17 protein-coding genes are annotated in these 21,332 nt (G+C 57.1%); 10 read left to right on the top strand and 7 right to left on the bottom strand.

Annotation, left to right across the window (positions count from 1 at the left end; translation table 11 throughout):
- Window positions 1–25 precede the first annotated feature (25 nt).
- Complete coding sequence (pflB, locus tag AACS24_RS01865; protein WP_033114694.1) at window positions 26–2,308, top strand: formate C-acetyltransferase; 2,283 nt, start codon at window positions 26–28, stop codon at window positions 2,306–2,308.
- Between the two features lie 294 nt (window positions 2,309–2,602).
- Here the strand turns inward: pflB and AACS24_RS01860 are convergent, their stop codons facing one another.
- Window positions 2,603–3,037, bottom strand: coding sequence for a YcgN family cysteine cluster protein (locus tag AACS24_RS01860; RefSeq protein ID WP_033116158.1), 435 nt, complete (start codon window positions 3,035–3,037; stop codon window positions 2,603–2,605).
- A gap of 254 nt (window positions 3,038–3,291) precedes the next feature.
- Entirely contained in the window at window positions 3,292–3,777 is a 486-nt protein-coding gene (locus AACS24_RS01855; RefSeq protein ID WP_108572182.1) for a cell division inhibitor, read from the bottom strand.
- Between the two features lie 230 nt (window positions 3,778–4,007).
- Here AACS24_RS01855 and AACS24_RS01850 point away from each other — a divergent pair, with 230 nt between their 5' ends.
- Together AACS24_RS01850 and AACS24_RS01845 are read left to right on the top strand one after the other, a co-directional pair.
- On the top strand, window positions 4,008–4,205 hold the full coding sequence (locus AACS24_RS01850; RefSeq protein WP_181364281.1) for a DUF4250 domain-containing protein: 198 nt from the start codon (window positions 4,008–4,010) through the stop codon (window positions 4,203–4,205).
- A 377-nt stretch (window positions 4,206–4,582) separates the two neighbouring features.
- Window positions 4,583–7,057, top strand: coding sequence for a glycogen/starch/alpha-glucan phosphorylase (locus AACS24_RS01845; protein ID WP_108572181.1), 2,475 nt, complete (start codon window positions 4,583–4,585; stop codon window positions 7,055–7,057).
- Between the two features lie 64 nt (window positions 7,058–7,121).
- On the opposite strand, the gene AACS24_RS01840 is transcribed toward AACS24_RS01845, so the two are convergent.
- Both AACS24_RS01840 and trxC read right to left on the bottom strand, forming a co-directional pair.
- A complete protein-coding gene (locus AACS24_RS01840; protein WP_071914289.1) occupies window positions 7,122–8,504 on the bottom strand; it encodes an SLC13 family permease in 1,383 nt (460 codons plus the stop codon).
- Between the two features lie 150 nt (window positions 8,505–8,654).
- Window positions 8,655–9,089 carry a thioredoxin TrxC gene (gene trxC / locus AACS24_RS01835; RefSeq protein WP_108572180.1) on the bottom strand — a complete coding sequence of 145 codons (435 nt, stop codon included), beginning with the start codon at window positions 9,087–9,089 and terminating at the stop codon, window positions 8,655–8,657.
- 153 nt (window positions 9,090–9,242) lie between these two features.
- Here trxC and AACS24_RS01830 point away from each other — a divergent pair, with 153 nt between their 5' ends.
- From AACS24_RS01830 to AACS24_RS01815, 4 genes are all read left to right on the top strand, one after another.
- Window positions 9,243–12,047: a hybrid sensor histidine kinase/response regulator gene (locus AACS24_RS01830; RefSeq protein WP_108572179.1), complete on the top strand. Its 2,805-nt coding sequence runs from the start codon at window positions 9,243–9,245 to the stop codon at window positions 12,045–12,047.
- A 162-nt stretch (window positions 12,048–12,209) separates the two neighbouring features.
- Window positions 12,210–13,946, top strand: a complete 1,737-nt coding sequence (locus AACS24_RS01825) for an ABC transporter transmembrane domain-containing protein (RefSeq protein ID WP_108572178.1) — start codon at window positions 12,210–12,212, stop codon at window positions 13,944–13,946.
- The gene (locus AACS24_RS01820; RefSeq protein WP_108572177.1) at window positions 13,943–15,694 is read left to right on the top strand and encodes an ABC transporter transmembrane domain-containing protein; all 1,752 of its coding nucleotides are present in this window, start codon (window positions 13,943–13,945) and stop codon (window positions 15,692–15,694) included. The genes AACS24_RS01825 and AACS24_RS01820 overlap by 4 nt, the downstream gene beginning before the upstream one ends.
- Window positions 15,695–15,840: 146 nt before the next feature.
- On the top strand, window positions 15,841–16,314 hold the full coding sequence (locus tag AACS24_RS01815) for a DUF4442 domain-containing protein (protein ID WP_162518177.1): 474 nt from the start codon (window positions 15,841–15,843) through the stop codon (window positions 16,312–16,314).
- Between the two features lie 84 nt (window positions 16,315–16,398).
- Here the strand turns inward: AACS24_RS01815 and ybcJ are convergent, their stop codons facing one another.
- The gene (gene ybcJ / locus AACS24_RS01810; protein ID WP_033116144.1) at window positions 16,399–16,632 is read right to left on the bottom strand and encodes a ribosome-associated protein YbcJ; all 234 of its coding nucleotides are present in this window, start codon (window positions 16,630–16,632) and stop codon (window positions 16,399–16,401) included.
- A gap of 257 nt (window positions 16,633–16,889) precedes the next feature.
- Here ybcJ and AACS24_RS01805 point away from each other — a divergent pair, with 257 nt between their 5' ends.
- From AACS24_RS01805 to pdxY, 3 genes are all read left to right on the top strand, one after another.
- Window positions 16,890–17,453 (top strand): VC2662 family protein, encoded by a 564-nt coding sequence (locus AACS24_RS01805; RefSeq protein ID WP_108572175.1) that lies wholly within the window; start codon window positions 16,890–16,892, stop codon window positions 17,451–17,453.
- A gap of 76 nt (window positions 17,454–17,529) precedes the next feature.
- The gene (locus tag AACS24_RS01800) at window positions 17,530–18,285 is read left to right on the top strand and encodes a DUF429 domain-containing protein (RefSeq protein WP_108572174.1); all 756 of its coding nucleotides are present in this window, start codon (window positions 17,530–17,532) and stop codon (window positions 18,283–18,285) included.
- A gap of 164 nt (window positions 18,286–18,449) precedes the next feature.
- On the top strand, window positions 18,450–19,313 hold the full coding sequence (gene pdxY, locus AACS24_RS01795) for a pyridoxal kinase PdxY (RefSeq protein ID WP_108572173.1): 864 nt from the start codon (window positions 18,450–18,452) through the stop codon (window positions 19,311–19,313).
- Between the two features lie 108 nt (window positions 19,314–19,421).
- Here pdxY and AACS24_RS01790 read toward each other — a convergent pair whose 3' ends face one another.
- Complete coding sequence (locus AACS24_RS01790; protein WP_108572172.1) at window positions 19,422–20,540, bottom strand: glycerol dehydrogenase; 1,119 nt, start codon at window positions 20,538–20,540, stop codon at window positions 19,422–19,424.
- A 298-nt stretch (window positions 20,541–20,838) separates the two neighbouring features.
- Complete coding sequence (locus tag AACS24_RS01785; protein WP_108572220.1) at window positions 20,839–21,321, bottom strand: GNAT family N-acetyltransferase; 483 nt, start codon at window positions 21,319–21,321, stop codon at window positions 20,839–20,841.
- Window positions 21,322–21,332 lie beyond the last annotated feature (11 nt).

Genomic DNA, 21,332 nt, shown 5'->3' with positions numbered 1-21,332 from the left:
TCAATACCGTGTGAGGTAATGAAAAATGGCAGAACTTAACGAACAGTTCCAAAAAGCATGGGAAGGCTTCGCGGCCGGTGAATGGCAGACCTCTGTCAACACCCGTGACTTCATCCAGAAGAACTACACCCCGTATGAAGGTGACGAGTCCTTCCTGGCTGGCGCGACCGAAGCGACCACCAAGCTGTGGGACAAGGTCATGGAAGGGATCAAAATCGAGAACCGCACTCACGCGCCGGTCGATTTTGATACTGACCTGCCCTCCACCATTACCGCACACGATGCCGGTTATATCGATCAGAGCCTGGAGCAGATCGTTGGTCTGCAGACTGACAAGCCGCTGAAGCGCGCCATCATCGCCAACGGCGGTATCAAGATGGTTAAAACTTCTTGCGAAGTGTACGGTCGTCAATTGGACCCGATGGTCGAGAAGATCTTCACCGAGTACCGCAAGACTCACAACCAGGGCGTGTTTGACGTTTACACCAAAGACATCCTGAACTGCCGTAAGTCTGGTGTTATCACCGGTCTGCCGGATGCCTACGGCCGTGGCCGTATCATCGGTGACTACCGTCGTGTCGCTCTGTACGGTATCGACTTCCTGATGGCTGACAAACTGGCCCAGTTCAAGTCCCTGCAAGCTGACCTGGAAAACGGCGTCAATCTGGAAGCCACCATCCGTCTGCGCGAAGAGATCTCCGAGCAGCACCGTGCCCTGGCACAGATGAAGGTGATGGCTGCCAAGTACGGTTGCGATATCTCCGTACCGGCCAAGAACGCCAAAGAAGCCGTACAGTGGACCTACTTCGCCTACCTGGCGGCAGTCAAGTCCCAGAACGGTGCAGCCATGTCCTTCGGTCGTACCTCCAGCTTCCTGGACATCTACATCGAGCGTGACCTGCAAAAAGGCCTGATCACCGAGCAAGAAGCCCAGGAGCTGATGGACCACATGGTCATGAAGCTGCGTATGGTTCGCTTCCTGCGTACCCCGGAATACGATTCACTGTTCTCCGGCGACCCGATGTGGGCTACCGAGACCCTGGCTGGTATGGGCGTTGATGGCCGTACCCTGGTCACCAAGAACAGCTTCCGTATGCTGAATACCCTGTACACCATGGGCCCGTCCCCTGAGCCGAACCTGACCATCCTGTGGTCCGAGAAGCTGCCGGTCGGTTTCAAGAAGTACTGCGCCAAGGTATCCATCGAGACCTCTTCCGTTCAGTACGAGAACGACGATCTGATGCGTCCGGATTTCAACAACGATGACTACGCCATCGCTTGCTGTGTATCCCCGATGATCGTTGGTAAGCAAATGCAGTTCTTCGGTGCTCGTGCCAACCTGGCCAAGACCATGCTGTATGCAATCAACGGCGGTATGGATGAGAAGCTCAAGATCCAGGTCGGTCCGAAAACCGAAATGGTCAAGTCTGAGTACCTCGACTACAACGACGTGATGGATCGTCTGGATCACTTCATGGATTGGCTGGCCAAGCAGTACGTTGCTGCGCTGAACATCATCCACTACATGCACGACAAGTACAGCTACGAAGCCTCTCTGATGGCGCTGCACGACCGTGACGTATATCGCACCATGGCGTGTGGTATCGCTGGTCTGTCCGTAGCAGCTGACTCCCTGTCTGCTATCAAGTACGCCAAGGTCAAGCCGGTTCGTGACGAAGATGGCGTTGCCATCGACTTCGAAATCGACGGCGAATACCCGCAGTTCGGTAACAACGACGCTCGCGTCGATGACATCGCCTGTGACCTGGTTGAGCGCTTCATGAAGAAGATTCAGAAGCTGAACACCTACCGTGGCGCTGTTGCTACCCAGTCTGTTCTGACCATCACCTCCAACGTGGTATATGGTAAGAAGACCGGTAACACCCCGGATGGCCGTCGCGCTGGTGCTCCGTTTGGCCCGGGTGCCAACCCGATGCACGGTCGTGACCAGAAAGGTGCTGTTGCATCCCTGACTTCCGTTGCCAAGCTGCCGTTCGCTTACGCTAAAGATGGTATCTCCTATACCTTCTCCATCGTTCCGAACGCACTGGGTAAAGATATGGAAGCCCAGAAAGCCAACCTGGCTGGCCTGATGGACGGTTACTTCCACCACGAATCCAACGTAGAGGGTGGTCAGCACCTGAACGTTAACGTGATGAACCGTGAAATGCTGCTGGACGCCATGGAAAACCCGGAGAAATATCCGCAGTTGACCATCCGCGTATCCGGTTATGCCGTTCGCTTCAACTCTTTGACCAAAGAGCAACAGCAAGACGTCATCACCCGTACCTTCACCGCCGCTCTGTAATCGAGTCGCAGTGAGTAAAAACCGGCGCCAAGGCGCCGGTTTTTTTATGTCCCCATCTTGTCGGATTGGAGGGTTTTGTTAGTCTGCCTCTGCCTCTGCCTCTGCCTCTGCCTCTGCCTCTGCCTCTGCCTCTGCCTCTGCCTGGCATGCGTCTGGTTGTGAGGGGCGGGCATGTCTGTCATGTCTGTCAAATCAACGTGAATACTCTACCCGGATAGGCAAGCATGTCTTGCAGAAACAACAAGGGCCGCACCATGTGCAGCCCTTGTCTCTAGAAAATAGCGGGTTAGCGTGTCAGCTGGCCCAGGTGATGATGTGGTCAATCCACTCACCCGCCTCATCTTCGTGGATCACCTTGCCACGTACGGATTGTCCCGCTTGATGCATGGCTGAGCGGCTACCGGTCAGCAGGGGGTGCCACTCTGGCAAGGGTTGCCCTTCGGCAAGCAGGCGGTAAGCGCAAGTGGAGGGGAGCCAGTCATACTCGGCAATCTTGTCGTGGGTGATCTGCAGGCAATCCGGTTCCTTCTTGAAGCGGTTCATATAGTCGGAGCACTGGCAGGTTTTGGTGTTGAGCAGGTTGCAGGCTACGTTGGTGAACACCAGCTCTTCGGTATCTTCATCAATCAGCTTGTTGAGGCAGCATTTGCCGCAACCATCGCAGAGGGATTCCCATTCGGATTCAGTCATCTGCTGCAGACTCTTGGTCTGCCAAAAGGGGGCTTGCATCATACCGCTCACTTAATACACCTGATAAAACGCGTGGTTATACCCCTTGTCCCCCGGCATTTCAAGATGAGCGTACCAATGGTGAGAAAATATGAGTGGACTCGATATATTGCCTGGAGCCATAAGGTGCCTGCGTTGGAGTCAGGTTCATTGTACCGTCTGTTTAACCATCTCTTTCCAGACTCTTTGTGTGCCCATCATCTTCACTCAAATGGGTGTGAAGAAGGCGCTATCAAGAGGAGCTAGACTCTGGCTCAGTGATTGAGATAGATATCCTGCTCGCCATAACTCATTCGTGAACTGCTTGCAGCCATACGTTTGGTACCAAAGAAGCAGGCCAGGATGCCTGACTGCTGGCCAAGGCGCTGCAATCTGGCGTGATCCAACTCGATCTGTTCGGGCAGCCAGGTAAAGACCGCTGCACAATGCCCCTGACAAAGGCTGCGCTCCAGTGTCTGTTGCCAGTTCTTGATCTTCGGGCTGTGTACGATCAGCACCCGTTTCGGGTCTATACCACGCTCTTGCAAGCGGTTGGCCGCAGGGCGGCCGGGTGGGGCGATCAACAGGATCCATCCGGTATGGTTGTTACCGATGCGGGTCAATTCATCCAGAAACTGTTCATCGGAGTGAATACGCACGCTGGCTGTAGCCGATCCCGCTTTGCAGAGGATCCTTGTTGGCCATGGACGGCTGATGGTGCTGCTCATTGCGACAGAGGGAGAGTGCAGAGTCTGGTTCATATCCTTTATCCTGTATGAAAATACAAGCTGTATGTGCATACAGTAGTTCTGTTCTGGGTACCTGACAAGTTGTTTTTAAAGAAATATGTGATCGCTACGATGCAAATATTCTTTAAGCGATTGATTTTAAATAGATGAATAATCTATTGAAAGGTGGTGTTTTTTTGTTCTATGGACAAACACTGGTGTACCACCCATGGTTATACAGGTCGTCAAGAGGAGGAGCCGAGATGGATATCAGCACGTTGCTGCGTCTGGATGCCAACATTTTGCTGGGCATCATCAATGAGAAATTGCGGCTTGAATGTGATGGGCTGGAGGAGTTGCTGGCCTATTACGACATGAGTGAGGAGCTGCTGGCGGTGCGGTTGGGCCAGATTGGATATCACTATGATCCTTTGAGCAATCAGTTCAAGGCACACACCTGATGGTGCAATGCAGGTTTCATATTTGCCTTGTAGCATATATCGGCGCATTGAAATCGCTTTCAATGCGCCGTTTCAGTGCCTATTTTCAAGGATTTTCAAAGCCTGGCAATCGTTGAAAACCTATTCACGTTATTTTATTTTCACTTTAAGCATAACCTATTGATAAAGGTGGTTATTTTTTATGAATATCAACTGGTGAAAGGAAAGGGTTTTCACGCTTTTCGGGCTGTTTTCATCGGTTAAAGTGTGACTTGCGTTAACTTTTAATTGTGCGGCTTTCGTTAGTATTCTCACGCCGGTACATATTTTGAGATAACAACAGCGCCGGTCCCGATCCTCGGGATAACAATTTTATTTGTAACGAAGGAATATGGTTTATGGCTACCAAGAAGAAGACAGACCAGGATCTCCAACTGGATAAAGATCAGCTCAAGGCGAGTATCGTGCGTCACCTGCGTTCTACCTTGGGAACAAGCGAACAGAAAGCCTCTCACGATGCATGGTGGAAAGCCACCGCAGCGGCGGTTAACGAACAGGTTTACGAGCGCCTGACCCGCACTCAGCAGACTCACTTCAAGAAAGATACTCGTGCTATTCACTATCTCTCTGCTGAATTCCTGATGGGGCGTCTGACCTCCAACAACCTGCACAACCTCTCTCTTTACAAGATTTGTGAAGAGGCGCTGAGCGAACTCGGTCTGGATCTGACCGACCTGTGTGAACAAGAGCCCGATATGGCGCTCGGCAATGGTGGCTTGGGTCGTCTGGCTGCCTGCTTCATCGATTCGCTGGCAACCCTGAACTATCCGGCTGTGGGCTACGGTATCCACTACGAACACGGTCTGTTCCGTCAGGAGATCCAGGATGGTCGCCAGATCGAGCGTCCGGACTCCTGGCGTGAATACGGCAACCCTTGGGAGATCTGCCGTCCTGAGTCCGTACAGGAAGTCCCCCTCTATGGCTATGTCGAGACCGTCTTCGGCGATAACGGCGGCCTTAAGAAGGTGTGGCACGCGGGCCGCAAGATCAAAGGGGTGCCTTGGGATATCCCGGTAGTCGGTTTTGGCGGCAGCACCGTCAACATCCTGCGTCTGTGGGAATCCCGTGCCTCCGAGTTTTTTGACTGGGATGTGTTCAACGCCGGTGGTTATATCGACTCCCAGGCCGAGAAAGCACAGGCCGAAACCATCTCCAAGGTGCTCTATCCGAACGATGAGACCGATGCCGGTAAAGAGCTGCGCCTGATCCAGCAGTACTTTTTCTGCGCCTGTTCCATCAAGGACATCATGCGCCGCTACAAGCGGGTGCATGAGAGCGACTTCAGCAATTTCGCGGCCCAGATCGCTATCCAGCTCAACGATACTCACCCCACTATCGCCATTCCCGAACTGATGCGAGTGCTGGTGGATGAAGAGGGGCTGGACTGGGCCGCTGCCTGGGAGATCAGCTATCAGGTCTTCTCCTACACCAACCACACCCTGCTGCCAGAAGCGCTGGAGAAGTGGTCCGTCAGCCTGTTCGAGAAGGTGTTGCCACGCCATCTCGAGATCATTTATGAGATCAACGCCCGTTTCCTGAACGAGCTGGTCGAACCCAAGTGGCACGGCAACGATGCCATCAAAGCCAAACTCTCCATCATCGAAGAGGGGAGTGTACGCAAGGTGCGCATGGGCAACCTTTGCGTCATCGGTTCTTCCAAAGTGAACGGCGTGGCGGAGATCCACTCCAAGCTGGTCAAGGAAGATCTCTTCCCCGAGTATGCCGAGCTGTGGCCGGAGAAAATGTGCAACGTGACCAACGGCGTGACGCCGCGTCGCTGGTTGCTGGCCTGCAACCCGGAGCTGGCTGCACTCTATAACGAGGTGGTGGGCAAGGAGTGGCCGCTGCAGCTGGACAAGCTGCGTGGTGTAGTGAAATTTGCCGACGACAAAGCATTCCAGCAGCAGTTCATGACCATCAAGCGTCATAACAAAGAGAAGCTGGTCAAGGTCATCAAGGCGGAAATCGGCATCGATGTCAGCGCCGAGGCGATCTTCGACGTCCAGATCAAGCGTCTGCACGAGTACAAGCGTCAGCAGCTGAACCTTATCCACATCATGGCGCTCTATCGTCGTCTGCTGGCCAACCCGGACTATGACATGCATCCGCGTGTGTTTATCTTTGGCTCCAAAGCGGCGCCCGGTTACAAGCTGGCCAAAGACATCATCTATGCCATCAACAAGTTGGCGGATCGGGTCAACAATGACGCCCGTATTCAGGGCAAGCTGAAAGTGGTGTTCATGCCGAACTATCGCGTGAGCCTGGCCGAGAAGCTGATCCCCGCTGCTGATGTTTCCGAGCAAATCTCTACTGCTGGCTATGAAGCGTCCGGTACCGGCAACATGAAGATGGCCCTCAACGGTGCCATCACCATCGGTACTCTGGACGGCGCCAACATCGAGATCGCGGAAGAGGCGGGTGCTGAAAACTGCGCCATCTTCGGTCTGAATGTGGACGAGGTGAAAGCCCTGAAAGGGCGCGGTTACAACCCGTATGACTTCTACTATGCGAACTCAGAACTGAAGGCTGTGCTGGACTGGTTTGATACCGACTACTTCACTCCGGGTCGTCCGGGTGAGCTGGCTTCCATCAAGCGCTCCTTGCTGGAAGGCGGTGATCCTTACCTGACACTGGCGGACTTCCAGTCCTACTCCGATGCGCACAAGCTGATCGATACCTGGTATCGCAATCCGGCGCTGTGGGCGAAGAAGGCCATCATCAACTCGGCCACCATGGGCAAGTTCAACTCCGACCGCTCCATCCAGGACTACGTAGAGCGGATCTGGAACCTGAAACGCTGCTCCGTCAACTAACGGTTCCCGGCAATAAAAAACCCCTGCAATGCGGGGGTTTTGTTTATCTGGGGGCTAGCTGTTATCAGAGGATATCGCCGACAAAGAAAGCCAGCATCGCCAGCAGCACAGTGAAGACCAGATTCAATGACATACCGGCTTTCATCATCTCTTGCTGGCGGATATGGCCACTGGCAAAGACGATGGCATTGGGCGGCGTTGCGACTGGCAGCATAAAGGCGCAAGAGGCACCAATGGCGATGAGAACCGCCATGACAACGGGAGAGACGCCCAGCGCTTCGGCTACGCCGGCAAAGAGCGGGATCAGCAGCGCTGCGGTCGCGGTATTGGAGACCAGCTCGGTCAGGAAGACCACGAAAGCGGCGAGCAGCAGCAGGATCACGAAAATGTTGGCGTGGGAGAGCACGGCCGACAGATGTTCCGCCAGAAAGGCGCTGGTACCGGTGGCCTTGAGGATGGCGCTCAGGGTCAGGCCGCCGCCAAATAGCATTAACACGCCCCAGTCGGTGTTCTTGTTCACATCATCCCAGCTGGCAACCCGGCTGACCACGATGGCAACGATGGCCCCCATGGCGATCAGGGTATCGAGTTGAGGTATCCCGCCAAAGGCGTTGGAGATAGGTTGCGAACCGATCCACAGCACCACAGTAGTCAGGAAGATAGCTAGGGTAACTTTGCGCTCGCGAGTCCAGTTGATGGTGACATCCTGCAGTTCAACCTTGTGGTTGAGCTGCGGGCGAGTGACCAGATAGAGCAGGGCAATGCCGCAAGGCATCAGGATCAGGACGACCGGGATCCCGAACTTCATCCAGTCGGTGAAGCCGATCCCCATCTGGGCGGCAGCAATTGCGTTGGGTGGACTACCCACCAGGGTGCCGATACCACCGATGCTGGCGCTATAGGCGATACCAAGCAGCACGAACACGAAGGTGGCACGATTCTTTTTGCTATCAAGGCGGGTCAGCATGCCGATCGCCAGTGGCAGCATCATGGCGGTGGTGGCGGTGTTGCTGATCCACATGGACATGGCGGCGGTAATGGTGAAGAGCAAAATGACGCCCCAGCCAAGGTGCCCGTTGGCCAGATGCATCACCTTGCCAGCCATCAGGGTGTCCAGTCCCTGTTTGGAGAGGGCGGCAGCCAGTGCGAAGCCACCGAAAAAGAGGAAGAGGATCGGGTTGGCGAAGTCGGTGAGTGACTTGCTCATGTCAAAGACCCCGAGCACGGTCGCGAGCAGAGGCACCAGCAGAGCGGTGATAGTGACATGGAGAGCTTCAGTCAGCCAGAGGATGGCGATAAAGACCAGAATGCCCAGCCCCTTGTTGACCATGGGGTCAAATGGCAGCCAGGCGAGCATGGCGCAGAGAAGCAGGACATCCAGGATAACTATCCCTGATTTGACATCCAGCCAGCGAGATGAGGCTGAGGGTACAGCAGATGTGTGCATAATGTTCTCTCGGTTAATTTATGGTTGTTTTTGTGTTGCCGAGACTACATCTCTTCACCTGAATGAAACAGGCTTGTGTGCCGAAAATCAGTCACTACTCACAGAGTGATTGATTAATCGGTGTGAAATTAAACATGTGTGCAACATCCATCAAACGTTGGCGAATTGCTCCAGCCACTGTTTGAACATGCTCTTGGGCAGTGAACCGTTGACTTGCGCCACCATCTTGCCCTGTTTGAAGACCATCAGCGTGGGGATACTGCGAATGGCGTAGCGTGCAGCGATGCTGGCTTGTTGCTCGGTATCCACTTTGACAAAGCGCATTCGTGGCTCCATTTCGTGGGCCACTTCGTGAAACACAGGGGCGAATTGTTGGCAGGGGCCGCACCAGCTGGCCCAGAAATCGACGACAACCGGAATGTCGGAGCTGATGAGAGTATCAAACTGGTTGTCACGACCGAGAGTCGGGGTCTGGTCAAAAAGCGCGGCTTTGCAGTGGCCACACTTGGCTGAATGGTCGATATGGTCCTCAGGCAGGCGGTTTCTGGTAAAGCAGTGGCTACAATAAGTAGTGACAAATGACATAATTGGCTCCTGTAGATGTATTCTGATGGGGAGATTTACTGCCCAATCAGCGCCGCGTCACGGTAACACAATGGCCGGCAGGAGTGGATCATGCTCCCGGGGTTCATTACCCTGCAGGATAATTCAGCGACCACAGTTGAGAGTCGAGACGGGATGAACAAAGGATCACGGAAAAACCGTGTGCTGCTTGGGCTGGTTGTTGCCTTGCTGCTCGCGTTTTCGGGATACTGCTGGCAGTTGCTCAGTCAGCAGCAGCAAGCTGAGGATATGAGTACCGCGGCAGAGGTTGTGCTGAACCGGATTAATTCGGATACCGTCTATTTGCTTGGACGGGAGCAGGCCAATGACACCAACGTCCAGCAGCGCCTCAGCCAGTTATCTGCAAATCTGGATAGCTTTGTGCGTATGGTTCGCAGTGATCCACTGCTCATCTCTTTTCCCCTTTCCCAGACTCTGTTGCAGGATATGGACTCCTATCTGATGGAGCTGGCCCAACTCCATGCCATGGAGATGGCGATAGAGTACATTCAGCAGCCATTCCAGCTGCAACTGCACAAGGTACTGGCACTGCCACAGGCAGACGACACCTTGCAGAACAATCTCAAGGAGCTGGCACAGTTGGGGTCATTCCTGCAAAAAAGCTGGAGTAAAGAGGAGCAGGAGCAGCTGACCCTGCTGCAGCAACAATTGACAACCCGCTATCGCGATCAGCCAGATGTTATAGCTCTGGTTCAGTTGAGTGCTGATCTGAGCCGTCAGGTGGTTGCGTATCACACGTTGCGTAACAGGCTGATCGACATGCATGTGGTAGATACGCTGGTGCGCTGGAAGCTCGATCGGCTTGAGTGTGCCGCCAAACTGATGAACCGCTTCTATCTGATGGTGCTCGGGGGGGCTTTGATTTGCTTTGGTCTGGTGGCCTATACCCTGTGGCGGCGAAATCAGAAGCTGAGTGAGCTCTCTCACCAGACTGGTCTGCTGGCACAGGCCAAAAGTGATTTTCTGGCCAACATGAGCCACGAGATCCGCACGCCCATGAATGCCATCATCGGGTTTAGCTCGCTGGCGCTGCAAACCGAGCTGGATCAACAGCAAAGGGACTACCTTGGCAAGATCAAATCCTCTTCCGATACCTTGCTGCTGCTTATCAACGACATCCTCGATTTGACCAAGGTGGAATCAGGCAAACTGACGCTGGAAGAGATCGATTTTGATCTCAGCGAGCAGTTGGATTCGCTGGCGGGCATGTTTGCCGATCTGGCCGAGCGCAAGCATATCGAGGTGATCATTTGCAAGTCATCAGATGTTCCGGTTTTCCTGCGTGGTGATCCCCTGCGTCTGGGGCAGGTGTTGGTCAACTTGGTCAATAACGCTATCAAATTTACCGAGCGCGGTGAGGTGGAAGTGTCGATTAGTTTGGCCAGCGCGCATCCCATGAGGATCCGCTTCAGTATCCGCGATACCGGTATCGGGATTGCGGAAGATAAGCAGGCTCATTTGTTTCAGGCTTTTACCCAGATTGATGCCAGCAATACCCGCAAATATGGGGGGTCCGGCCTTGGCCTTAACATCTCCCAGCGCCTGGTGGAACTTATGGGTGGACGGATCTCGGTGCAGAGCAAACCCGGGGTCGGCTCGCTGTTCCAGTTTGATATTCCCATGACTCAGGCTGTTTATGGCGTGGCCGGCCGTAAAGTCTTCTTCGAACATCAACCGCTGGTGATGGTGATGGATGACAACGAGCTGGTGCTGGATCTGGCGAAAGATATCCTGACCCGTGCCGGTGTCAGGGTGCTTGCAGTCAATTCGCTTTCCCGTGCTCGTCAGGTGTTGCGGGAAGAGGGACAGAGCCTGAAGCTGGCTATTCTCGACTGGCGGATGGGGCAGGAGGATGGACTGGATCTGGCCCTCGAGATGTATCAGCACAGCCAATGGCGCCGTATTCCCATTCTTATGATCAGTGCCTGGTCGAGAGATGGTTTGCACGGCAAGATGGAGAGTATCGGGCTGACCCATTTCCTGCCCAAGCCGATGACCGAAAACTCCCTGCTGGCCAAGGTGGATGAGCTGCTCAATGGCAGCTCTTACGAACACCACTTGCGACAAGCAGAAGCGCAAGGCGATCAGCAGCATTTCAAATCTCTGTTGCAGGGAACCCGGGTGTTGCTTGCCGAGGACAACCGGGTTAACCAGCAGCTCATTATCGAATATCTGCGTCGGGTGGATGCAGTCGTGACCGTGGTCAACAATGGCCGCGAGGCGGTGGAACGCGTCGCCGAGCAGCCGTTTGATGTCATTTTGATGGATCTGCAGATGCCGGTGCTCGATGGCCTCGATGCTACCCGCCAGATCCGCAAGATGGTCGACAAGCACGATGTGCCCATCATTGCGCTGACCGCCAGTGCCATGCCGGGCGACAAGGAGCGTTGTCTGGGAGTCGGGATGAATGGCTATGTCACCAAACCGGTCAGCAAGCTCGATCTTTACAACAACCTGCTGCAGTGGGTAAAACCACAAGAGCTGGAGCAGAGCGGTATGCTGGAGGTGAAACCGCCCGACATGATGGGCGTGCTTGACCTGCAGGATGCGCTCAAGCGGCTGGAGCAGGACAAGGAGGCGCTGCAGATCCTCTTCAAGCTGTTCATGTCGGAGCACAAGGATGACCTGTGGGAGATCCGCTCGGCCTTGCGCCGTCAGCAGCCGGATGTCGCGTGCAAACTGCTGCACACCCTCAAGGGGGTGTCGGCCAATATCTCCGCAGCCCGTTTGCAGGTGGTCGCCGGCGAGCTTGAGTGGCGGCTGCGGCAAAACGAGGTGCTGAGCGAAGCAGATCTTGAGCAACTGCAACAGGTATTCAGCCAGACCAGAGAGGAGGTATCCCACTTTCTTCTGACCGGTGAGCAGCACGAAAATTCGTATAGCCCCTACACAACAGGTGATGATCGCCCCTCTCAGTGAATTAAATAGTAATTATTCTCATACCCGCTGGTTCGGGATATGATGACCCTTCGATTCAAATCGCCTCCAGCCGGAGGCGATTGTTTTCTTTTCTGATGTCGACCCGTGAGAATGCTGTCTGCATCTGTGCGTTATGGCAGTTAAAAGGGCAAGGTTGGTGGTGTGAGCGTATTTATACGATTGAGCTGGTTTTTCAGGGAGCAGTGGCGGCGATATCTGATCGCCATCTCTCTGCTGATGGTGGTGGCCTTGTTGACCGTCATTCCGCCCAAAGTGGTCGGCTGGGTGGTGGACGGCATTACCAAGGGATCCCTCGATAGCGCAACGCTGACGGGCTATCTGGCCGGGTTGTTTGGTCTTGGCCTGCTCATCTACATGCTGCGCTACGCCTGGCGAGTCATGCTGTTTGGCGCCTCGTACCGGCTAGCCTTTGTGCTGCGCAACCGTCTGTTCAGCCACTTCACCCGGATGAGCCCCGATTTCTACCAGCGCCACCGTACCGGCGATCTGATGGCTCACGCCACCAACGACATCCAGGCGGTAGAGATGACAGCTGGAGAAGGGGTCTTGACGCTGGTTGACTCCATCATGGTCGGGGTGCTGGTGCTCTCCATCATGTGCAGCCAGTACTCCTGGCAACTGACCCTGCTCTCCCTGTTGCCGCTGCCGGTGATGGCCTTCTTCATGAACCGCTTTGGCAAGCAGATCTACAAGCAGTTCAAGTCTGCGCAAGGGGCCTTCTCCAAACTCAACAACAAAACCCAGGAGGCGCTCGCCGGTGTGCGAGTGCTCAAGTCCTACGCCGTTGAATCCCTTGAGGATCAAGGTTTTGCCGAACTGACCCGGCAGGCCGGGGAACGCAACATGGCGGTGGCCCGCATCGATGCCAAGTTCGATCCCGTCATCTATCTCTGCATCGGTTGCTCCTATTTTCTGGCGGTGGCAGGCGGCAGCGCACTGGTGCTGCAGGGCGAACTGACCCTCGGGGAGCTCACCAGCTTCACCATGTACCTCGGTCAGCTGATCTGGCCCATGTTCGCCATCGCCTGGCTGTTCAACATCATAGAGCGCGGCAGCGCCGCCTATTCGCGGATTGAAAGTCTGTTGGGGGAGCGCAGCGATATCGAAGAGCCGGCTCACCCGCTTGCGCTGGTCTCGCCCTTCCCGTTGCAAGCCCGTGATGTGGGGTACCAGCTTGAGCAACGTACCCTGTTGCAGAGTGTGGATTTCACCCTGCAAGCTGGCGGCATGCTGGGGATAGTCGGGCGTACCGGTGCGGGTAAAAGTTCTCTGCTCAAACTGCTGATGCGGCTGGCCAATTCCACTGCGGGGGAGATCCGCATGGGGGATATTCCCATCTCGCAACTTGTGCTGGGTGAGCTGCGCAGCCAGTTTGCCTATGTGCCGCAGGAGCCATTCCTGTTTTCCACCACCATCGCTGCCAATATTGCCCTCGGTCGGCCAGATGCCAGCCGCGAGGAGGTGGAGCGGGTGGCGCGCATCGCTTGCGTGCATGACGACATCAGCCGTTTCCCCAAAGGCTACGAGACCGAAGTAGGGGAGAAGGGGATTACCCTCTCCGGCGGCCAGAAGCAGCGGCTCGCCATCGCCCGGGCTCTGTTGCTGGATGCGCCCATTCTGGTGCTCGATGATGCACTCTCGGCGGTGGATGCCCACACCGAGCAGCAGATCCTGCATGCTCTCAAGGCGCACAAGCGCACACTCATTCTGGTCAGCCACCGTATGACGGCGGTGGAACAGGCCGATGAAATTCTGGTACTGGAGCAGGGGGCAGTCAGTGAGCGTGGCCGCCACGGCGCCCTGATGGCTCACAACGGCTGGTATGCAGATATGGTGCGTTACCAGCGTCTCGAAGAAGCAGTGGAGGAGAGCCTGTGAACCCGACCATCAAACGGCTGCTCGCCTATTGTGCCCGTTATCCGCGCTGGCTGATCCAGGCCGGGCTCTGCTTGCTGTTGGCAACCGGTGCCGAAGTGGCGGGCCCCCTGCTCATCAAACTGTTCATCGATGACTATCTGACACCGCGCCAGCTGGTGTGGCCCGCCATTGCGGCCATTGCTGCCGGCTATCTCGGTTTGCAGGTGCTCTCTGCTGCGGGTTTCTACCTGCAATCCCTGCGCTTTAACCGCATCGCCCAGGCGGTGGTGCAAACCTTGCGCGAGCAGGTATTTGCCACCGCGATCCGGTTGCCAGCCAGCTACTTTGACCAGCATCGATCCGGCTCGCTGATTTCCCGCATCACCAACGACACTGAGGCGATCATGAACCTCTACGTGCAGGTGATTGGGCTGCTGGTGCAGAAGGTGGTGCTCTTGTGCGGCATCCTCATCTCCATGGCGTTGCTGGATCTGCGGCTGATGTTGGTGTGTGCCTGCCTGTTGCCGGCGGTGGGCGGAGTGATGTGGCTCTATCAGCGTTTGAGCGTACCTGTGGTGCGGGCGACCCGCAGCCTGCTCTCCGACATCAACAGCCGCCTCAACGAGTCGCTGCAGGGGATGCCGGTTATTCAGGCCATGGTGCAGGAGCACCATTTTGCCAACGCCTTTGCCGAGGTGAACCAGCAGCACTGGGCGGCGCGCCTCAAGAGTCTCAAGATCAACGGCATCCTGCTGCGTCCGCTTATCGATCTCTTCTACATGATGGTGCTGATCGGCCTGTTGGCGCTTTTTGCCCACGAGGGACTGAGCCACGCGGGTGCCATTCAGGTGGGGGTGCTCTACGCCTTTATCAGCTATCTGGGGCGGATGATTGAGCCGCTTATCGAGATGACCAACCAGCTCAACCAGCTGCAGCAGGCGATGGTGGCGGGGGAGCGGGTCTTTGCCCTGCTCGATGAAACCCGCGAGAGCACCGACGGCGAGCTGCGCCCGCTCAATGGGCAGGTTAGCTTCGAGCGGGTGGGATTCTCCTATGATGGCGAGCAGCAGGTGCTGCGCGACATAAGCTTTACCGCCAAACCGGGCCAGATGCTGGCGCTGGTGGGTCACACCGGCAGCGGCAAGTCCACCATCATCAGCCTGCTGATGGGCTTCTATCCGCTGGATCAGGGCATCATTCGCTTCGATGATCACCCCATGGCGACCCTGTCGCTCTCGGCGGTGCGCCGCAGTATCGGGTTGGTGCAGCAAGATCCCTTTATCTTCGTCGGCACTCTGGCCGAGAACCTGCGGCTCGGTCGGGCTGGCATCGATGATGGGCGGCTGTGGCAGGCGCTGAGCGAGGTACAACTGGCCGAGTTTGTGCGCAGCCTGCCGGATGGCTTGAACACCCTGATGGAGGAGGGAGGTAAGAACCTCTCCGCCGGCCAGCGCCAGCTGCTCTCCTTTGCCCGCGCGCTGGTGGGGGATCCGCGCATCCTCATTCTGGACGAGGCGACCGCCAGCGTGGACTCCCAGACCGAGTTGGCCCTCTCTTCGGCGCTGGCGGCGGCGCGCCGCGGTCGCACCACCATCGCCATTGCCCACCGCCTCTCGACCATCGTCGATGCGGACGAGATCCTGCTGCTCTCTCGCGGGCAGGTGAACGAGCGGGGCAGCCATGGCGAGTTGATGGCCCTCGGCGGTCACTATGCCCAGCTGTTCGAGATGCAGAGTCAGGGGGCCTGGCTCGAAGAGAAGCGGGCCTGATCGACCGGCAAATGCACAAGAGGGAACCGTTGCGGTTCCCTCTTTTTTGGGCAATGAAATAGCGGCAAGCGTGATCCGCGTCCTTGTCCAATGACGGCCATGCTGGCAACATGTTGTTTACATCAACTCATCGGATCAGTTCGCATATGGATTTGCAACGTTTGAAGGCCAATCTGGCGCTGCGGCTCTTTGCCTGGCGCTACATTCCCGTTATCGGTTTTTGTGCCCCGATCATCGAAGAGATGAACGCCAAGGCCCTGCGCATTCGCATTCCCCTTGGCTGGCGAACCCGCAACCATCTGGGCAGCATGTATTTTGGCGCGCTGGCCACCGGTGCCGATCTGGTGGGCGGTCTGCTGGTGATGGAGAAGGGGCGGCAACGGCGCAAGAAGGTGCACTTTGCCTTCAAGGATGTGCAGGGGGAGTTTTTGAAGCGGCCCGAGGGGGATGTGCAGTTTGATTGCGCGGCGGGGGAGGAGATCGACGCCATGATCGACGAATCGCTGGCAAGTGGCCAGCGCATCAACCGCCCCATCCAGGTTGTGGCCACCTGTCCGTCACTGAATGGAGATGAGGCGATGGCGCGCTTCGTATTGACCCTCTCGATCAAAGCCAGCTGACGCGCTCAAGAGATACGCCCGTACAGGCAAATTAAACGCTCCGCCGGCAGATCTGGCGGAGCGGTGGCAATCAGCCTTGGCCGATCACTCGATCTCCGGGCTCATCCCCTCTTTGACCACGACCTTCATGCCGTTGAAGTTGACCACCTGCTCGGCCACGATCTTGCAGCGCTTGCGGGTTTCGACCTGACCGTCCACTTCGACCAGCCCTTCGGCGACGAGCGCCTTGGCTGCGCCGCCACAATCGGCCCAACCCTGATGCTTGATAAGGTCACACAAGGCAACGAAGGGGTGACCTTCGAGCAGAAACGTCTCCATGGGAAATCCTCTAACTGGATGAATGCCGGACGTGGCAGGGCGGCTATTTTAGGCAGTTCACCCCGGCAAGGAAAGGGAAGGGGGCCGATGGCCGTGAAAAATGGCCGGACACAGGCGGCCTTTTTGCGTGCCACCCCGCATTTGGCGGTTGGCTGGGACGCCTGATGACGCAGCGCGTCCCTCGCGCTGTCCCCTCGGTCCCCCCCCGGCTGTTAGCATGCTCCTTTTCCTGCTGATGCAAATGCAAGGAGCATCCGATGACACTCTCCCGACTGCTGCTGGCCTGCGGTGTCCTCACGCAGTGTGGCGTAGCGCAAGCCAGTACGCCGGTACAGTTTTCCCTGCCCGGGGTCAATCTGCCCGCCTCCCATCAGGTAGAAGGGGCGCGCGCCTCTCTGCTCTACGGTCGTACCGGTCAGGTGAAGGGGATCGATCTGCCGGTGTTTGCCCTCTCCGATGTGGATCGGTTCAGTGGCCTGCAGCTCGGGATCTTTCTCGGTGCCGGCCGGGTGCGCCACCAGTTTGGCGGGGTGGCCATCAATGCCGTCAACTGGCATGAGGGGCAGGATACCGGCGTCAATCTCGGGCTGGTCAACCTGACTAATAACGTACAGGGGCTCAACTGGGGGGCGGTCAATATCGCCAAAGGCAATGCGCTGGCCAACGTCGGTCTGGTCAACTATGCCGAGCGCACCACCTTCCAGCTCGGTTTTATCAATGCCACCAAGCACCTCGACGGCTTGCAGATCGGGTTGGCCAACTACGCTGCCAACGGCGTTTTCCCCATTTTGCCGCTGGTGAACTTCCAGAAATCGTTCTGAGTGGGCGGTTCGTTTTGCGTTAAGCGCCTCGGCTGATTACCCTGTGCCTCTTCTATCCGTGACACAGAGGTAACAGATGACGACAGGGCAGATGAGTGCAATCGGAATTGGCTGGGATGTGCGGGGCTGGCAGGGCAGCGCCCAGGCGGTGGCCGTGGTGGGTTGGCAGGCCGACTCCAACCGCTTGCACTGGCTCGGGGTCTCGCCGCTGTTTCGCCTGAGCTCACGGGTGGCGCCGGATCTGGCCGCCTTGCTGCGTCCGGCCCTGCAGGACGAAGCCTTGCTTGCACAGGTCGAGGCCTGCCCGCAACTGGCGCTCGGTATCGATGCGCCGCTCGCCTTTCCCCGCGCCTTGCGCGACCTGCTTAACGGCCGGCCGCTCTCCTGCGCCGTGCCCGAGCGTGAGATAGATAACCCCTACGCCTATCGCGACTGCGAGCGCTGGTTATATCAGCAATATGGCAAGAAGCCGCTGTCGGCCACCTTCGACCGGCTCGGTAACAACGCCACCCTGGCGCTCTCCATGCTGCCCAATCTGCCTGATCTGCAACTGGTGCCGACCGTCGCCCCGCAGGCCAGTCGCGCCGTGCTGGAGGTCTATCCGGCGCTGGCCAAGGTTGCGGGCAAGGCATCCCCTGCCAGACCCGAGCTGGCGGCACTGCTGCCTGCCGATGTGGTGCCGGATACGGATCGCTACGATGCGGCGCTGTGTGCCCTGATGGCGCTGCAATATGCCGCTGGCGGTCGGGTCGCCCAACTGCCTGCCCTGTTGACTCCGCCAGCCGGGATGGCACTGGATGAGGGGTGGGTCTACCACTTCGCCCGTCCATAGCGAGCAGAAAAAACGAATGCAAAGCAGTGCCGAATGGCATGGCTTCAGGCCAAAAGCCTGCGTTTAATCAGGAAAATGCCGGTTCGTGCCGTGACAGGGTGGCAATCCAATATCTTCATCCGATATATTGCCCCCTTTGCTGATCCTTTGTTGTGGTGATCCCGATGAAATCCGTTATCTCTATTCAGTCCCACGTGGTGTTCGGCTGTGCCGGCAACAGCGCCGCCGTCTTCCCCATGCGCCGTCTGGGTGTCGACGTGTGGCCTGTCAATACGGTGCAGTTTTCCAACCATACCCAGTACGCACAGGGCTGGCAGGGGATGGCGATGCCGGCGGGACACATCAGCGCGCTGGCTGAAGGGCTGGGCAATATCGGAGTACTGGGCCAGTGCGATGCGGTGCTGAGCGGCTACCTCGGTTCGGCCGAGCAGGGTGACGAGATCCTCAAGGTGGTCAACGCCGTCAAGGCGGCCAATCCAGACGCCATCTACTTCTGCGATCCGGTGATGGGCCATCCCGAGAAGGGGTGCATCGTCGCTCCCGGCGTCACCCGTTTTCTGACCGAGCAGGCGCTGCCGGTGGCTGACATGATGGCCCCCAACCTGCTGGAGCTGGAGACCCTCTGCGATACCCATCTGGCGGATCTGGCGCAGACCCGCGCCGCCGCCCATCAGCTGCTGGCCCGTGGCGTCAAGCTGGTACTGGTCAAGCATCTGGGCCGCGCGGCGCAAGACCCGAGCCGCTTCGAGATGCTGCTGGCCACCCCGGATGGGGATTACCTGATTGCCCGCCCGCTCTACGACTTTGCCCGCCAGCCGGTCGGGGTTGGCGATCTTATCAGCGCCCTGATGCTGGCCAACCTGCTGACCGGCCACGATGCGGTAAGCGCCTTTGAGCGTACCAATGCGGCGGTAGATGCCGTGCTGCAGGAGACCTGGCGCCAGCAGGCCTACGAGCTGCAACTCATCGCCGCGCAAGAGGCCTTTGCCCTGCCAGAGGTTGAAGTGCGGGCGGTTAAACTACCCTGAGTCAGCGCAGACGTTCGTCTATCCCGACAAGAGATGGATTGCAGACGAAAAAGGCTTGCCAATGGGCAAGCCTTTTTGCTGTTTGCCGTGTTGATTGCGGCAAATCAATCAGGCGCGGGGATGGCGGAGGCGATAACGCTCTGCCATGGCATTGGCCGCTACCATGGCGGCGTAGACATCCTGTTCACTCACGGTCATCGGCATGTTGCCCATAGTATCGAGGGGATCGCAAGCCAGCTGCGCCACCTTGCGCCACTCGCTTTCATCAAAGTGGGTGAGTCCAAGCTCTTGCAGTGTCATCGGTAGCTCTGCACAGTCGATGATGCGAAGCACCTCATCAAGTTCATGTTGCGGGGCGCGCTCAAGCACCAGCTGGGTCAGCAGGCCGAAGACCACCTTCTCGCCATGTTGGGCACGATGGAGTTCCGCGATCAGTGACATGCCATTGTTGACGGCATGGGCAGCCGCCAGCCCACCGGCTTCTGCACCGACGCCGCTGAGGTAGATGGTGGCTTCGATGACCTGCTCCAGCGCCGGAGTGGAGACATGGTGGCGTATCGCATCCATGGCCAGCTCGATGTTTTCCCCCAGCAGCTCATAACAGAGCTTTGCCAGACCCAGCCCGGTACGCGAAGGACGCTTGCCAACCAGATTGAGTCCATCGGCCCGATAGCAGGCGCGCGCTTCGAAATAGGTGGCCAGGGCATCGCCGACGCCTGCGGAAAAGAAGCGGGGAGGGGCGGCAGCAATGAGGGCTGTGTCAGCCAGCACCACGTCCGGATTTTGCGGCAGGAACAGATAGCGTTCAAATTCGCCCGACTGGTTGTAGATGACAGCCAGTGCCGTACAGGGGGCATCCGTGGAGGCAATCGTCGGGAACAGCACAACCGGACGACGCAAATAGAAGGCCACGGCCTTGGCGACATCCAGCGTCTTGCCGCCGCCGATCCCGACAATCACGTTCGCGCCATATTGCTCGGCAAGGTGGGTCAGACGCTGGATCTCCTGTTCAGTGCATTCGTAGCGAAACTTGTCGACCACTCCACTGAGCCCTGCCTGCAGGATCCCCGCCAGGGCCTCCTCTTGCACCCGCTCAAGAATGAACTCGTCGCTGATAAGCAGCGCATTGTCACCAAAATCTTTAACGTGCTCATGGAGTTGCGGGAGAAGGTGTTGGCCGATGATGAACTTTTTGGGGGAGGTGACAGTACGGGGCAAAGTAGGCATCCATTATTCCTCAAGGCAGTGAACAACATAGATTTGATTATCAAATGGGTCTCACACGATACGCCTGCTGAAGCAAGAGATGAACAAGAAATGGGGCTTGTATTATCCCTTAATTAATCAATTTATTGGTTTTGTTGTATTTTGGCGCGAGCGATAGCGAGGTTTGAGGGGGACAGGATCAATGGCTGTTCCGTTGCTATCTGTCGCAAGCCTATTGCTGCAACAAAAAGTCACGCCGCCACAAGCTGGGCCGGTCAGTTCGGCCCTGCTGTTTTGATAAGAGAAGCGGGGGGAGTGTTCAGAGCATCTTGTAGAAGATCACCGTCGCAGCCAGCTTGCCGTCGGCACCGAGGGCAAAATGGGGGATCTGGCCCGCCTCCTGATAGCCGAGTTGACGATAGAGGTGCGAGGCCGTGTCACCGGCGCGAGTATCCAGCACCAGCAGCGAACGACCTGCGGCATGGGCGCCTTGTTCCATCGCCTGCATCAGCGCACGGCCAATACCTTTGCCTCTCGCCGTTTGCAGTACCATCAGTTTTTCTACTTCGGCCCGGTGGCGGCCATTGGCCTTGCCGCAGAGTGAGAGCTGCACGGCGCCCACTACGGCTTGCTGTTCAATGGCAAGCCACAGTTTTCGGCCCCCTGATGCCAGCTCTGCCGCCACCCCTTGCCAGTATTTAGCCCCATCCTCAACACGGAGGGGCGGTAAAAAACCGACCGAGGCACCACTGTCGACACAATCCTGCAGCAGAGCGATGAGGGCGGGCAGGTGATCCTCTATGGCGGGTACGT

Origin of the sequence: Aeromonas sp. HMWF016, from assembly GCF_963878195.1 — a bacterium.
Taxonomy (GTDB): domain Bacteria; phylum Pseudomonadota; class Gammaproteobacteria; order Enterobacterales; family Aeromonadaceae; genus Aeromonas; species Aeromonas lacus.
Note: the sequence above shows the minus strand (reverse complement) of the source record. Positions and strands in the feature narration are given on the sequence as shown.

Bases quoted from the DNA above. Each gene is read 5' to 3' on its own strand.
- AACS24_RS01845 (WP_108572181.1), top strand. From the start codon at position 4,583: ATGGCTACCAAGAAGAAGACAGACCAGGATCTCCAACTGGATAAAGAT.
- AACS24_RS01805 (WP_108572175.1), top strand. From the start codon at position 16,890: ATGACACTCTCCCGACTGCTGCTGGCCTGCGGTGTCCTCACGCAGTGT.
- AACS24_RS01790 (WP_108572172.1), bottom strand. From the start codon at position 20,540: ATGCCTACTTTGCCCCGTACTGTCACCTCCCCCAAAAAGTTCATCATC.
- trxC (WP_108572180.1), bottom strand. From the start codon at position 9,089: ATGTCATTTGTCACTACTTATTGTAGCCACTGCTTTACCAGAAACCGC.
- AACS24_RS01830 (WP_108572179.1), top strand. From the start codon at position 9,243: ATGAACAAAGGATCACGGAAAAACCGTGTGCTGCTTGGGCTGGTTGTT.
- AACS24_RS01855 (WP_108572182.1), bottom strand. From the start codon at position 3,777: ATGAACCAGACTCTGCACTCTCCCTCTGTCGCAATGAGCAGCACCATC.
- pdxY (WP_108572173.1), top strand. From the start codon at position 18,450: ATGAAATCCGTTATCTCTATTCAGTCCCACGTGGTGTTCGGCTGTGCC.
- pflB (WP_033114694.1), top strand. From the start codon at position 26: ATGGCAGAACTTAACGAACAGTTCCAAAAAGCATGGGAAGGCTTCGCG.
- AACS24_RS01815 (WP_162518177.1), top strand. From the start codon at position 15,841: ATGGATTTGCAACGTTTGAAGGCCAATCTGGCGCTGCGGCTCTTTGCC.
- AACS24_RS01840 (WP_071914289.1), bottom strand. From the start codon at position 8,504: ATGCACACATCTGCTGTACCCTCAGCCTCATCTCGCTGGCTGGATGTC.
- ybcJ (WP_033116144.1), bottom strand. From the start codon at position 16,632: ATGGAGACGTTTCTGCTCGAAGGTCACCCCTTCGTTGCCTTGTGTGAC.
- AACS24_RS01800 (WP_108572174.1), top strand. From the start codon at position 17,530: ATGACGACAGGGCAGATGAGTGCAATCGGAATTGGCTGGGATGTGCGG.
- AACS24_RS01850 (WP_181364281.1), top strand. From the start codon at position 4,008: ATGGATATCAGCACGTTGCTGCGTCTGGATGCCAACATTTTGCTGGGC.
- AACS24_RS01860 (WP_033116158.1), bottom strand. From the start codon at position 3,037: ATGCAAGCCCCCTTTTGGCAGACCAAGAGTCTGCAGCAGATGACTGAA.